Source organism: Streptomyces lateritius (assembly GCF_014649715.1).
Lineage (GTDB): Bacteria > Actinomycetota > Actinomycetes > Streptomycetales > Streptomycetaceae > Streptomyces > Streptomyces lateritius.
Genome location: NZ_BMTO01000003.1, coordinates 58,194 through 73,329, shown reverse-complemented (window position 1 = coordinate 73,329; position 15,136 = coordinate 58,194). Strand labels below are relative to the sequence as shown.

The window sequence follows — 15,136 nt, the reverse complement described above, 5'->3', positions numbered from 1 at the left end:
GCCGGTCGGATCGTGCGTCAGATCGTGAACGGCCGCTGTCGCAGGAACGTCCCCGCGGGGCTGCCCGTCAGATGGAGGTTCGGGCTCTGGGTGGCCGGCAGCCGCCGCTGGATCGCGCGGTGGAAGGACCGGTACCCGCCCCGGAAGGCCCCCTCCTGCCAGACGTCGAGCAGCGCCCCGGTGAAGGCGCCGTTGACCGGGCCGTCGGAGGCGAGCTGGTTGTCCTGGCAGGCCGAGATGAGGATCGCCGACGCCTCCCGTGCCGCCCGCGCCTCGCCGAACGGGCCCGCCGCCTCCTCGGCAGCCTCTTGGAGGGAGCGCTGCAGCTCCTCGAAGAAGCCCCGGTCCCGTTCGTAGATCCGCTGCTGCCTCGGCACGGGCATCATGCGGATCCCGGTCTCCGGGAGCGGCGCGCCCGGGAGTTCGATGCCGCTGCCGCTGTGGCAGCAGTCGAGCAGCACCGCGATCCTGACGCCCTCGGCGAAGCCCCGGAGTTCGCGGTGGAGCTCGTCGTCGAGGAACTGACGGTCGTAGAGGACGAGGGTCTCGTCGAGGGCGTCAGGCTCCTCGTCGGATCCGGTGACGTCGGGCACCTGTCCGCCGTGGCCGGAGTAGGTGAGGAGCAGGATGTCGTCGGGGACGAGCTTGGCGGCGGCCTCGCGCAGCGCCGCGGTGAGGTTGTCGACGGTGGCGTCGGCGGTCAGCAGGACGGTCTCGGAGAACCCTGCGGAGCGGGCGATCCGGGCCATGTCCCGGGCATCGTTCTCACAGGCCACGAGGGCGCCGTCCCAGCCGTCGTAGCGAGCCGGGTCGACGGTGTCGAGTCCGGCGTGGATGGACAGACCGGCGGGCATGAGCTGCCTCCTTGGTCCGAAGGGGGAGGGCACCGGAGCGTCTGATCGAGTGGCCTGCCGCCCGGCGCCGAGCGCGATCCTTCATGCGCGGTACTTACATCATATGAACACCTCCGATCGCCCGCCCACTCCGCCGCCGCCGCGGGCCGGCGGACCGCGCCGTGACTCGCTGGCCGACCGCACCGGCTACGACGAGGGCTTCCTGGGGCCCGTCGTGCCGCTGCCGCTGCCCGCCCGCACCTCGGTCGAGACGGTGCTCCTGCCGTACACCCACTTCACCGTGGTCTTCCGGCCGGACCGGCGGCTGGCCGCGTCGACCGCCGTCTGCATCGAGGGTGAGCAACTGCTCGACGACGTACCCCGGGAGGACGCGTGGGAGTTCGATCCCCGGCTGCCCGAGGAGCAGCAGGCGGGCGGTGACATCTACCGGAACAACGGCCTCGACCGGGGCCATCTGGTCCGCCGCCTCGACCCGGTGTGGGGCCCCGCGGCCGTGGCGGGCCAGGCCAACACCGACACGTTCTACTACACCAACGCCGCGCCGCAGTCCGACGTCTTCAACCAGGGCAAGCAGCTCTGGCAGGGCCTGGAGAACTACCTCCTGGAGCACGCCACCGAGTTCGACCGGAGGATGACGGTGCTCACGGGGCCCGTGCTGCAGGACTCCGATCCTCCCTACCGGGGTGTCCAGGTGCCGCTCCGCTTCTGGAAGGTGGTCGCGTTCATGCAGGACGGGGCCCTGGCGGCGACCGCGTACGTCCTCGACCAGAGCCCCGACCTCAGCCGTGACGCCGAGCGGGCGCTCGCCGGGGCGAAGGCGGGCGCGCCGCCGCCGCTGGGGCCGTTCCGGACGTACCAGGTGCCGGTCTCGGACGTCGCGGAGGTCACCGAGCTGGAGTTCGGGCCGCTGCCGGACGTCGATCTGATGCCGCCGACGCGGGCGCCGGAGGACCGCTGGCGTCGCCTGGAGTCCTACGACGACATCGCCATGCAGGGCTGAAGTCCCCGTTTGCCACCGTCACCACCCGGTGAAACCATGACAGATATCAGCCAGTCCTTCCGACGCTGCGCAGGGACCGCCGGGCAGGTGCGGTATGCCGCTCACCGAAACGGAATGGGGACTCGTCACCGGTTGGGTGCGGGACCACCTCCTCGACACCCCCGATCCCCACACCCGGCTGCGGCGCAGCGGTCTCTCAGCGGACTTCGTCGAGGACCTCCCGCTCACGCCGGACCGCGACGAGAACGCGCGCCTCGTGGTGCGCGGCGCCCGCACGGACATCGCCCATCAGCGCCGGCTTCTGACCGCTCTGGCCGAGCTGGACACCTTGGCCGCCGCCGACCCGCCCGCGGCCGTGGAGGCGTGGGGCCTGCTGACGCGGTTGCGGGACGACGAGCAATCACTGCGCTCCGCCCAGGACCCGTTCCGCGCCCTCGTCCTCGGCAGCGGTACGGAGGTCTTCATCGACCGCGACGAGCTGCGCGAGAAGCTCCGCGGATTCGTCGCCGATCCCGAGCAGACCGTGCTGGTCGTGGACGGCGAGCCCGACAGCGGCCGTTCGTACTCGTACCGCCTCATCCGCCATCTCGGCCAGCACTGCGGGTTCCGTCCCGTACGGGTGACCCTGTCCCGCACCTCCACGGCCGCCCGTCTGGTGACGCGCCTCGCCGAGTTCGTGGCCGGGCCCGAGGCGGACGGGTTCTCGTCCGCCCCGTTGAATCCCACACGGTTGAACGATCCACTGCCCTCGATCGACGACGCCGTGCACCGGATCGTCAGCCGCGCCACGGCCGCGCCGGAACGGCTCTGGCTGGTGCTCGACGAGTGCGACAAGCTCGACCCGAACGCGGACGTCTGGGACTGCATCGGCAAGCTGGCCCTGGCGATCTACGAACACACGCCGGTACGCGCGGACGCCGTGCCCCGGCTCGTCCTGCTCGGCTACTCCCCCACCATGCGACAACTCCCCTACGACATCCGCAAGAACGAGTGCCGGGACACCGCGCGCATGGTGGACGAGGAGGATCTGCGCGTGTACTTCCGGCGGTTCTTCGCCGAGGAGCGGCCCGCGCCCGACGCGGAGATGGTCCCCGAGCTGGTGGAGAGGGCCGTCGCCGGCGTCATGACGGCGATCGACGCCCCCGGATCGGAGGAGAGTCACATGCGGCGGGTCTGCACCGCCGTGGAGGCGGTGGTGCGGCTCCACCGCTCCGGAAGCGGAGCAGGGGCAGGAATCGGCGCCGGAGGCGCGTCCCACCGGGCGACGCCGGGGCCGGGTGCGCCGCCGGTCCTCCCGGAGCTGCGCCAGGCCTACCGCGAGGCGGCCTGTCTCCTGGAGGAGTTCGACCCGGCAAGGCTCCGGCTGCCCGGCGAGAGCGAGCCGACCGGGCGGGCCGCCCTGGCCCTCGTCGACGACTGCACGGCGCTCGCCCCGCACCCCTCCCAGGCATGGGTCCTCAAGCCGGAGGTCCGCGAGCGGACCCTGAGCGGCCTCGACGGCCCCGAGGCCGCCCGTCGCGCCTTGGAGGCCAACCTCGCGCTCCTGCCGGACGGGCCCGGCCCCGAGCGCACCGCACTCGCCCTGCTGTCCGGCGGCTCACCCGGCCTCTCCCCCGGCCTGGCGGCGCAGGACGTGGAGGCGCTCGCGGACACCCTGCGGGCCGTGCTCTGGCTGAGCCGTGTCCCCGGCACCGCCGGGCTCGGGCTGCCCGACGCCGACGACGTACAGCACCGTCTGGAACGAGCACGGCTGCTGCAGCCGATGCGGCGGCTCGTCCGGGGCGCCTTCCACGGCCGTCGACGCGAACTGGAGTCCCTGCGGGCGTACATCGCGCTTCCCACCGAGCCGGCGGAGCCACCGGTGCTCCTCCACGGTGTGGGCGGCATCGGCAAGAGCACCCTGGTCGCCAAGTTCCTCGTCGACAGCCTCCACGACGCGCCCCGCCCCTTCCCCTTCGCGTACATCGACTTCGAGCGGCCCACGCTCTCCATCCACGAACCGGCCACGGTGATCGCCGAGATAGCCCGGCAGCTCGGCATCCAGTACCCGGGCCGGCGCGCCGCCTTCGACGCGCTCGCCGACGAGTGCGAGGAGACCGCCGGATCGCAGCGCGGCGAGCGCAACCAGCTCGACGAGCTGCACCAGGTCTCGGCCACCCGCGCGACGCTCGGCCGCGACTACTCGGCCGGATTCCACGCCCGGGCCAGCGCGCGGGAACAGGAACTCGCCCGGAAGGTCGCCGGCCTGGTCGCCACAGCGGTCCGCACGCCGGCCCCGCCGCCCGGGAGCGACCGGCCGCCGGGGATGGATCCGCCCCTGGTGATCGTCCTCGACTCCTTCGAGGAGGCGCAGTACCGCGGTTCACCGGTCATCGGCCGGATGTGGGCCATCTGGACGGCCCTGCGCGAGGCCTACCCCCGACTGCGCTTCATCGTCTCCGGCCGAGCCCCCATCGACCATCCCGCCCGCGTCCTCACACCCCGCGTCATGGAGCTGGGCGACCTGGACGAACAGGCGGCCGTGGAACTGCTGATGTCCTGCGGCGTCGACGACGAGGAGATCGCCCGGGACCTCGTCGACCGCGTCGGCGGCCACCCCCTCAGCCTCAAACTCGCCGCACAGACCACGGTGGCCCTGGGCGCCGGCTCCGCCTCGTTGAGCGACCTGCTGCGCAGCCTGCCCTCGCGCAGGCGCTACTTCCACCACAAGGTCGACCAGATGCTCATCCAGGGCACGCTGTACGACCGGATCCTCAAGCACATCGCGGACGACGACCTGCGCGCCACCGTGCAGGCGGGCCTGGCCCTGCGGTTCATCACCCCGGAGCTGATCCGGGACGTCCTCGCCGGACCGGCCGGGCTGCGGGTCGACTCCTCCGAGCAGGCCCGCGCCCTCTTCGGCCGGTTGGTCTCGCGGCTGGACCTGATGGAGTCGGCCGGACCCCAGGCGGTACGGCACCGGGCGGATCTGCGCTCGATCATGCTGCGGCTCTCGGACAGCGCCCGCACCGACCTCATGCGGGCCGTCGACCGCAGCGCGGTGGCGTACTACGCGGCCCGCGAGGGCCCCGGCGCGCGCGCCGAGGAGATCTACCACCGGCTCAGGCTCGGCCAGAACCCCCGCACCGTGGAACGCCGTTGGGAGCCCGGGGTCTCCGTCCACCTGACCGGAGCCGACCGGGACATGCCGACCCGCTCGGCCGCGTTCCTGCTGGGGAAGATCGGCGGGCACGTCCCGGACCGGATCATGACCGAGGCGGATCAGGAGGACTGGGAGCGGATCGCCGCCCGCGAGGTCGAGGACCTGCTCACCCAGGGGTACGTGGAGGCGGCGGCGGAGCGGCTCGCGGAGCGGCGCCCGTGGACGCCGTGCAGCAGGCTGCACGGACTGCTGGTGGAGACGCTGGCGAGGTCCGGGCGGGTCCCGGAGGCGCGGGAGAGCGCCGAGCGGGCCGTCGACCGGGCGGGCGAGGCGGGATGCGCCGAGAGACAGCTGGAGCTGCTCCAGCTCTCGGCCCGACTCGCCCAGGACGAGGGTGACTTCGCGGACGCCGACCGAGATCTGCAGGAGGCGGAGGATATCGCGGCCGGTCTCGGCCTCGCCCATGAGTCGATGGGTGTGCTGGTCGCCAGGTCGCGCCTGGCCGCGCTCTCGGACGAGGGATCGGCCGAGATGGATCTGCGCCTGGCCCGCTCGCTGCGCGACATGCCGGACGAGGAGCTGGCCCGGCAGCCCGCGCTGGCCCGCGCCGCTGCGGCCTCGGCCGCCCGGGCCGACCCGCGGCTCCTGGAGCACACCCTGCGGCTCGTGGGGCTCCCGGCCGACGACGGAGCGGTGGTGGACGCCCTCGCCCGCTGGATCGACACCGCGATGGCCGACGAACCCCAGCTGCGGGAGCCCCTGACCCGCATCCTGGAGTCGGCGGCGGGAGCGCCGACATGGACCGGCGTGGCGCACCCCTCGGTCGAGGAGGCCCTGTGGGAGGCGCGCAGGCGCGGGACGCTCGACAGCCTCGCCTGGCGGGCGCTGATGCTCCGCGACCGCAGCGGCGACCTGGTGGAAGGCGTGGCCGCCGCCATGGACGTGGGCGCGCCCGCCCCCGAGCCCCGGCCGGACGCCGGCGACCTCGCCGGTGCGGTCGCGGGCCCGGCCGTCCCCGGCGGTGGCGGTGGGGTCGGCGGTGGCGGGGACGGTGGGCATCAGGTCCGTGGCCGGGCGGGTCTGTGGTCGCAGCCGCCGCCCGACCGCGCGGAGGGTGCGGTGCGTTCCGTCCCGTACCTCTCCGCCGAGGATGTCGTCCGGGTCCGCAACGCGGCCCTGGACGCAGGGCTCGCGGACACCACGGTCCGGCCGCTCCTGTTCGCCGGCACCACCGCCCGCTTCCGGGCGAGCCTGCCGACGATGGACACGCCGCTGCGGCAGATGCACTCCGACCTGCAGACGATGAACCAGATCGAGCGGCTGATCGACGGCACGGTGCCGCTGGAGGTCTGGCTGCGCAACGCGATTGCCCAGGCCGTCGAGGCGGGCCCGCTCAGCGTCCTCCAGCGCGCCCTCGACGATGTGGCGCGCGACGCCGCCGGCGAGCCGGACCTGCCGCCCGGGGCGATGCCCGCGGAGACCAAGGAGGAGATCATCTTCCGGGACGACACCGTGCCCTACGAGTTCCTGCACGGTGGCGTCCTGGCCGGTTCCTCGGTCGCCCGCCTGAAGGTCCCGCCGTACGAGTCCGGCGCACCGCTGCGGCCCGCGTATCCGCACGCGGGAACCGGCTGGCTCATCGCTCCCGGCCTGCTGATCACCAACCACCATGTGGTGAACGCCCGGACGCGCTCGCCCGGCGTGCGGCACCGGGTGACGGAGGACGATCTCCAGCTCCAGGTGCGCAACTCCCGCTCGCGGTTCGACTACGGCTCCGACGAGGCGGAGACCGAGGAGGCGACGGCACGGGCGCTCGTCGCCTGGGACGAGACGCTCGACTACGCGATCCTGCGGCTCTCGGACGGGCTGCCTCCCCGGCCCGTGCTGCGGATCGCGACCGCGCCGCTGCGGACGGACGGCCCCGAACCGGTGGCGGTGAACATCATCCAGCACCCCGGCGGACAGCCGAAGCGGGTGGCGCTGCGCAACAACCTCGTCTTCGAGGCGGACGAGCGCGACGTCCGCTACTTCACCGACACCCGCAGCGGGTCCTCGGGTTCACCGGTCTTCACGGACGACTGGACGGTGGTGGCGCTGCACCGCGGTACGCGTCGGGTCGAGGAGGTCAACTACCAGGGCAGGAACACGGCGTTCGTCAACGTCGGCACGCAGATGAGCCGGATCCTCGCCCATCTCCATGAGCACCGGCTGGAGTTGTACGAGGAGATCATGCGGGCGCAGTCCGCGACGGCCCACGAGGAGCACCTACGGGCCGCATGAGCAGCAGAGGCGGAGGTGGCGGGAGATGCCGCACGGATCACCGGTCGCGACCGAGCCAGGGCAGGTCTTCGACGACCTGCGGGGCGTCGCCGAAAGGGTGCGCCGGCACCTGGAGGAGGAGATCTCCGAGTCGGTCGAGGAGTCCTCGGCGCAGGAGGCGCCGGCGGGCCAGATCTCCCGCTTCGCGCAGGAGGAACGGGCCAGGGTCCTGGAGGCCGGGGTCACGGGCCTGGAGAAACTGGCCGGGAACCGCTCGGACGAGATCGACGAGGACGAGTACTTCGGGGTGGAGGCGATCGTCCTCCTGGAGGGCAGGCCCGCCCTCCTGGTGCAGGGCCAGGACTTCGTCGTACCGGAGGGCGACTGGTCGGTGCTGCTGGACGCCGACCGGCCCGCGATCCGCGACTCGCTCGCCCGGGTCGGCCGCGTGGAGGTGACGGGCCATCCGAGCCTGGACTGGGTCGGCACCGCCTTCCTGGTGGGCCCGCGGACGGTGATGACCAACCGGCACGTGGCCGTGGAGTTCAGCCGCGCCGAGGAGGCGGGCTGGTCCTTCCAGCAGGGCATGTCCGCCCGCGTGGACCCGGGCGAGGAGCTTCCCTCCACGCCGGGCCCCGAACCGGGCCTCGCACCGGGTCTCGGCGCACCGGCCGCCGCACCGCTCCCGTACGAGATCACCGACGTCATCGGCATCCACCCGGACCTCGACATGGCCCTGCTGCGCGTCGTGCCGCCCGACGGCGCCCCGCTGCCCGCGCCGCTCGCGGTGGCCGCCGACGCGCCCGCGACGCTGCCCGGCCGACCGGTGTACGTGATCGGGTACCCGGCCTGGGACGGCCGCCGCAACGAACCCGAGTCGATGCGGCGGATCTTCATGGACGTCTACAACGTGAAGCGGCTCCAGCCGGGCACGGCGACGGAGTTCGCACCCGGCGGCCTGGTGATGAAGCACGACTGCTCCACCCTGGGCGGCAACAGCGGCTCCCCGGTCCTCGACCTCGCGGACCACCGGGTGCTCGGCCTCCATTTCGGCGGCCGCTACCGACTCGGCAACTTCGCGGTACCGCTGTGGGAGCTGATCGACGATCCACTGCTGGCCCGGGCCGAGGTCAACTGGGTCTGAACACCTGGCCCGGCTCGTCGTGCGCCGGCTCCACCGGGAGCTGGGCACTGTCCGGGCGTCCAGAGCCTCGTGGACGCGGGCGCAATCCCGGCGCAACCCTGGCGCAACTCCGGGAACCAACAGCCTCATGTGTGGTGTCCTAAGGACGCGGTACGGACAGAGTCCCACGCAGATTCCCGGCCAAGTGAGGGGGAGCCGATGACGGACGGTACGGCGCTCGCGGAACTGATCGCCGAGCGGCGCGACGGGGCGGGTGACCCCATGGCCATGGTCGGGGAGTTCCGCCGGGCCCTGGTCCTCGTCCCCGTCGAGGCGGGCGGTCTGTGGACGGCGGAGTCCGGCGGGGTGCGCTGGATCTGCGCCTTCACCGAGGAGGCCGCGCTGGCCCGGTTCGCCCGCGCCCGGGACACCGGCCAGGGGCAGGAGGCGGGTGACGGCCAGGAGACGGGTCGTTCCTGGGAGTTCGCCCGGATACGAGGGGCGCGCCTGCTCGACGAGATCGTCCCCGCCATGGGCGTACCCGCCGGTGTGGCCGTCGACATCGCCGATCCGGACGGATCCATGGTCTTCCCGCCGGTCCGAGGCATCGTGCCGGACGCCGTGGCGGTCGACGCGCCCGTCGAGGGCGTGGCCTGATGGGCGGCGGCGGTGAGGACCTGCGGTTCGACGCGGAGAGCATCAACCGCATCACGCAAGGCATCCGGACGGCGATGGCCGAACTGCGGGACATCGGCACGGGTACGGGTGCCGTGCTCGGCAAGGGGTTCTCGGACCTGGCGATGACCGGCATGGAGGCCGGGCACCACGGTCTGTCGGCGGACTTCGAGGACTACTGCGAGCGCTGGGAGTGGGGCGTGCGGGCGTTGGTCCAGGACGCCAACACGCTCGCGGCGGCGCTGGGCCTTTCCGCCGGGCTCGTCTGGGAGGAGGACCAGTACCTCCAGGGCACGTTCAAGATCGCGGTGAACGCCGCCGTGGGCAACCCGCACGCCTCCGAGGCGGACATCGTCAAGCAGAACTGGGGCGACGTGTTCACCCCGGACCATCTCAACCCCGACTGGAGCGCAGAGTCGTTCGAGCGCGCCGGGGACGACATCGAGCAGACCTGGAAGGACACCGGCCGCACCGTGCTCACCGAGGGCAACGGCGGGCGCCAGTCGCGGATCCTCAACGAGGTCCTCGGCGTGGACCAGGGCGCCTTCGACCGTGCCGTGGACGACACCTTCGGCCCGTCTCCCGAGGAGAGGGCCACCCAGCAGCCGGACACCGGGGGGAACTGAGCCGTGGGCTTCGGAGATTTCGTCAGCGACATCACGCCGGACGTCGTCGAGGACGCGGTCGAGGACGGTGTGGAGTGGGTCGGCAACCGTGTGGAGGACGCCGGCAACTGGACCGCCGACCGGCTGGAGGACGTGGGCTGGGAGTCCGGCGCGGACTGGGTGCGCGAGCAGTCCCGCTCGGTGGCCAACCGGATGGGCGCCGAGGTCGACGAGATGGACCTCGGGCAGACCGAGGACAAGACCAAGCTGATCTACGGCAGTCCGGCCAAGCTCCGCTCGACCGCCTCTCACCTGCGCGACCTCCAGTCCTCGTTCGACCAGGTGGGCAAAGGCCTCAAGGGACTCGACTCGTCCGCCGTCAAGGGCGAGGCCGCGGACGCGTTCCGTGAGAGCGTGGCGATCGAGCCGCCGAAGTGGTTCAAGGGCGCGGATGCCTTCGGGAAGGCCGCCGACGCGCTCGCGAGCTTCGCCCTGACGGTGGAGTGGGCCCAGGGGCAGGCGCAGACCGCCATCGACAAGTGGAAGGCCGGCACCAAGGCGTCCGCGGACGCGGCCGACGCCCACAACAAGCGGGTCGACGACTACAACAAGGCGGTCGACCGGTACAACGCCCAGCCGTCCGACAAGCGGGACCCCTCCTCGCTGCCGCCGAAGCCGGGCACGTTCAGCGATCCGGGCAAGGCGCAGATGGAGGAGGCGCAGGAGATCCTCGCCGAGGCCCGCAAGCAGCGCAACTCCGCGGCGGAGACCGCGCGCGCCGCAGTACGGGCCGCGAGGGACGCGGCTCCCGCCAAGCCCTCGTACGGCGAGCAGGCCATGGACGGCCTGGAAGAACTGCAGGTGATGCAGAACCACTTCGGCGCCGGCATCGTCAAGGGCACGGCCGGCCTGGTCAGTTTCGTACGGAGCGTCAACCCCACCGACCCGTACAACCTCACGCATCCGGCGGAGTACGTCACCAGCCTGAACAGCCTGGCCTCGGGCCTGGTCCTTGCCGCCAACGACCCGTGGGGCACGGGCAAGCAGATGCTCGACAACTTCATGAAGGACCCAGCGGAGGGCTTCGGCCGGCTCGTCCCCGACGCGCTGCTGACCGCCGCGACCGGTGGCGCCGGGGGCGCCGTCAAGGGCGTGCGCGTCGCGGCGGAGGCGGCGGACCTGGCCGGCGACGCCAACCGGGCCCGCAGGCTCCTCGACAACGCCCCCGACGGCACCCACAACCGGCCCGACGGTCAGCGGCTCGTCGACGAGACCGACCCGGTCGACCTCGCCTCCGGCCATATGTTCCTGCCCCAGACCGATGTCGTCCTCCCCGGCACGCTGCCGCTCGCCTTCACCCGGCGCGTCGAGTCCGGGTACACCGCCGGGCGCTTCTTCGGCCCGTCCTGGTCCTCGACCGTGGACGAACACCTGGAGATCGACGCGCGCGGTGTCGTCCACGTCACCGACGACGGTCTCCTGCTCACCTACCCGCATCCCGTACCCGGGGTGGCCACGCTCCCCGAGTCCGGCACCGTGCGCCGGATCCTCACCCGCGACGAGAGCGGCGACTACGCCCTCACCGACCCGGGGAGCGGCCTGACCCGCCACTTCGCCGCGCCGTCCGGCGCCGAGCCGGGCGGCGACGGAGAGGCCTGGCTGGTCCGGATCACCGACCGCAACGGCCACTGGTTCACCCTCGACCGCGCCGAGGACGGCACACCGCTCGCCCTGGTCCACTCGGCGGGCCACCACCTCGCCGTCGTGACGGAGGACGGCCGGGTGACCGGCCTGGCCCTGCGACTCCCCGACGGCACCGCGCTGGACGTCATGCGCTACGGCTACACGGACGGCAACCTCACCGCCGTCACCAAGCCCTCGGGCGCCACCCTCACCTTCGCGTACGACGACCGGCGCCGGGTGATCACCTGGATCGACTCCAACGACAGCCGCTACGACTACGCGTACGACGATCTCGACCGGGTCATCGGCGAGGGAGGCCAGGCCGGCCACGTCCAGCTCACCCTCGCGTACGGCCTGCCCGACCCCGAGACGGGTCACCGGCTCACCACGCTGACCACCGCCGACGGCCGCACCATCCGCCATCTGATCGACGGAGCCTGCCGGGTCGTCGCCACCACCGATCCGCTCGGCCACACCACCCGCTTCACCCACGACGCCCGCGGAAACCTCCTGACCCGGACCGACGCGCTGGGTCGTACGACCGTGTTCTCGTACGACGAGGAGGGCCGGCTGCTCTCGGTCGTCCGCGCCGACGGCAGCCGGATCGGCACCGTCCGCGACGAGCGGGGCCTTCCGGTGGAGTTCACCGACGCGGACGGGACGACGGTACGTCAGGAGTTCGACGCCCGGGGCAACCTCACGGCCGTCACGGACGCCGCGGGCGGCACCACCCGGTACACGTACGACGACCGCGGCCATCTCGTCTCCACCACCGACAGCCTGGGGGCCGTGACCACGTTCCGCTGCGATGCGGCCGGACTGCCCCTGGAGGTCACCGAGCCCTCCCCCGCCACCGGCGCGGAGACCACCGGCGGGACCACCCGGTGCGAGCGCGACGCCTTCGGCCGGCTCACCCGCATCGTGGATCCGATCGGCGCCGTCACCACCCTCGAGTGGTCCCCCGACGGCGAACTGGCCAGGCGCACCCGCCCCGACGGCAGCACCGAGTCGTGGGAGTACGACGGCGAGGGAAACTGCACCGCCCACACCGACCCGGCGGGCCTGACGACACGTTTCGCCTACACCCACTTCGACCTGCTCGCCGCCCGCACCGGCCCGGACGGGGCGCGCCACACCTTCGCGTACGACGCGGCGCTGCGCCTCACCGAGGTCACCGATCCACAGGGTCTGACCTGGTCCTACACCTACGACCGGGCCGGCCGGATGGTGTCCGAGACCGACTTCGACGGGCGTACCGTCGACTACACCCTCGACGCGGTCGGGCAGGTGACGGCCCGGCGGAATCCGACCGGCGAGACGGTGTCGTACGAGCGCGACGCACTCGACCGGGTCGTCCGGAAGGACGCGGCGGGCGCCGTCACCACCTACGCGTACGACCGGGCCGGCCGGATGGTCCGGGCCGCCGGTCCGGACGGCGAGCTGGTGCGGCAGTACGACCGCCGCGGCAACCTCAAGGCGGAGCTCGTCGACGGCCGCCCCCTCACGTACGGCTACGACGCGGCGGGTCGCCGCTCGCGCCGGGTCACCCCCACCGGGCACGTCACCACGTACGGCTACGACGTGTCCGGTCGCCTCACCGAACTGACCAGCGGTACGCACCGGATCGCCTTCGCCCACGACGCGGCGGGACGCGAGCTGCGGCGCGTCTTCGGCGACACGCTGGCGCTGACGTCGACGTGGGACGAGACCGGCCGGCTGGTGGGACAGCACCTCACCGCCGGCGCCCGCACCGTCAACCGACGCGCCTACACCTACCGCGCCGACGGCCACCTCACCGCGCTCGACGACGCGCTGCGCGGCTCCTTCCGGTACGACCTCGACGCCGCGGGCCGGGTGACGACGGTGACCGCCGGGGACTGGACGGAGGCGTACGCCTACGACCCGGCCGGCAACCAGACCCTGGCGTCCTGGCCGGCCGGTCACCCCGGCCACGAGGCGACCGGCCCCCGCAGCTACACCGGAACCACCATCACCCGCGCCGGAGCGGTGCGGTACGAGCACGACCTCGGTGGCCGGATCACGCTGCGCCGGCGCACCAGGCTGTCCCGGAAGCCCGAGACCTGGCGGTACACCTGGGACGCCGAGGACCGCCTGACGGCCGTCGTCACCCCCGACGGGACCCGGTGGCGCTACCGGTACGACCCACTGGGCCGCCGTACCGCGAAGCAGCGGCTGGCCGGCGACGGCGAGACGGTCGTCGAGGAGGTCCTGTTCACCTGGGACGGCTCGACCCTGTGCGAACAGACCTCCACCGCCCCGGAGCTGCCCCGGCCCGTCGTCCTGACCTGGGACCACCGTCACGCCCGGCCGCTCGCCCAGACGGAGCGGATGCTCGGGCCGGACGCCTCCCAGGAGGCGGTCGACGAGCGCTTCTTCGCGATCGCCACGGACCTCGTGGGCACCCCCACCGAACTCGTCGGCGAGACGGGCGAGGTGGCCTGGCACAACCGCGCCACGCTGTGGGGCACCACGACCTGGAACAGGGGCGCCACCGCCTACACGCCGCTGCGTTTCCCGGGCCAGTACTACGACCCCGAGACCGGCCTCCACCACAACTACTTCCGGCAGTACGACCCGGAGACGGCCCGCTACCTCACACCGGACCCGCTGGGCCTCACCCCGGCGCCCAACCCTGCCACGTACGTGCACAACCCGTTCACGTGGTCCGACCCGCTGGGCCTCTCCCCGTACCGCGGGCTGGGCCTCAGCGACGATGCGATGGGAGCCATCCAGAAGCTGGAGAACATCAAGGAGGACCCGATCGGCCGCATCAACTCCGAGCCGAACCACAACCACTACTCGGCGGCCCGACGTGAGGCGGCGGGCGAAGTGGTGGCACGGAAGGCGGACGGCACACCGTTCGACCACGTCAAGGACCTCACCCAGGCTCAGCAGGGCCTGGAGAACGTCCGCAAGATCCTCTGGAAGGAGATGGAACGGCTGCCGGAGGGAATGACCGAACGTGGTCTCGAGGTCCTCCTGAAGAAGCACGACGAGACCGTCTACCACCTGGACCGTGTGAAAGGCTTCCTGCACCAGATCCAGAACCGGTGACGGAACGAGACGAACGGAACGCCTGACGCATGACCACTCCCTCCGACGCATCAGACGCGTCCGACGCATTCGACGAGAACAGTCACGCGACCGAGGTACGGGAGCGGTGGGCCCGGCCGGAGAACGCCTCCGTCCTCGCCGCGGTCCGGGACGCCCTGACCGGGGGCGGGGACTGGCGCGGCCTGCTGCGTGACTGGACCCAGCCGTGGGGCACCGACAACGACCTGGCCGGCATCCCGCTGGCGGGGACCGACCTCTCGGGCACCGACCTGACGGGCGTCCACCTCGGCTACGCCGATCTGCGCGGCTGCGCGCTGACCGGCTGCGATCTCACCGACGCCTCGCTGACCGGTGCGGACCTGCGCGGGGCGACCCTGGTCGACGCGACCCTGACGCGGGTGAACGGCGGCCTGTGCGACCTCACGGCGGCCGACCTGAGCGGCGTCCACGCCGACGACGCCGTTCTCTCCCGCGCCCGCCTGGTCGGCACGACCCTGCGGGGCGCCTCCCTGCGGGGCGCCAAGCTCGTCGGGGCCGACCTCACGGACGCGGACCTGTCGGAGGCGGACCTGTCGTCGGCCGTGCTGATCGCGGCGAGGACCGAAGGGGCGGTCATGACCGGCGCCCGCCTGGAGGGCGTCCGCCGCGGGACCCTGCGCCCCTGAGGTCGCGTGGCGTCCCCCGGGGAGGGAGCCGAGAATGAGAGCTGTAGGGATACCG

The 15,136-nt window shown here is 72.7% G+C and carries 8 protein-coding genes; 7 read left to right on the top strand and 1 reads right to left on the bottom strand.

Annotation, left to right across the window (positions count from 1 at the left end; translation table 11 throughout):
* Positions 1-17: 17 nt before the first annotated feature.
* Entirely contained in the window at positions 18-854 is an 837-nt protein-coding gene (locus IE136_RS06740; RefSeq protein ID WP_189599803.1) for a caspase family protein, read from the bottom strand.
* A gap of 103 nt (positions 855-957) precedes the next feature.
* Between IE136_RS06740 and IE136_RS06735 the strand changes: the two genes are divergently transcribed.
* The 7 genes from IE136_RS06735 to IE136_RS06705 all read left to right on the top strand — a co-directional run bounded on the left by IE136_RS06735 (position 958) and on the right by IE136_RS06705 (position 15,081).
* Positions 958-1,854: a DNA/RNA non-specific endonuclease gene (locus IE136_RS06735; RefSeq protein WP_158992359.1), complete on the top strand. Its 897-nt coding sequence runs from the start codon at positions 958-960 to the stop codon at positions 1,852-1,854.
* A gap of 94 nt (positions 1,855-1,948) precedes the next feature.
* On the top strand, positions 1,949-7,276 hold the full coding sequence (locus tag IE136_RS06730; protein WP_189599802.1) for a trypsin-like peptidase domain-containing protein: 5,328 nt from the start codon (positions 1,949-1,951) through the stop codon (positions 7,274-7,276).
* Between the two features lie 25 nt (positions 7,277-7,301).
* Positions 7,302-8,399, top strand: a complete 1,098-nt coding sequence (locus IE136_RS06725; RefSeq protein WP_158992355.1) for a trypsin-like serine peptidase — start codon at positions 7,302-7,304, stop codon at positions 8,397-8,399.
* Between the two features lie 198 nt (positions 8,400-8,597).
* Entirely contained in the window at positions 8,598-9,035 is a 438-nt protein-coding gene (locus IE136_RS06720) for an SseB family protein (protein ID WP_158992353.1), read from the top strand.
* Positions 9,035-9,679 carry a hypothetical protein gene (locus IE136_RS06715; protein WP_189599801.1) on the top strand — a complete coding sequence of 215 codons (645 nt, stop codon included), beginning with the start codon at positions 9,035-9,037 and terminating at the stop codon, positions 9,677-9,679. The genes IE136_RS06720 and IE136_RS06715 overlap by 1 nt, the downstream gene beginning before the upstream one ends.
* A gap of 3 nt (positions 9,680-9,682) precedes the next feature.
* On the top strand, positions 9,683-14,416 hold the full coding sequence (locus tag IE136_RS06710) for a putative T7SS-secreted protein (RefSeq protein ID WP_189599800.1): 4,734 nt from the start codon (positions 9,683-9,685) through the stop codon (positions 14,414-14,416).
* 29 nt (positions 14,417-14,445) lie between these two features.
* Positions 14,446-15,081, top strand: a complete 636-nt coding sequence (locus IE136_RS06705) for a pentapeptide repeat-containing protein (protein WP_158992349.1) — start codon at positions 14,446-14,448, stop codon at positions 15,079-15,081.
* The last annotated feature ends 55 nt before the right edge of the window (positions 15,082-15,136 follow it).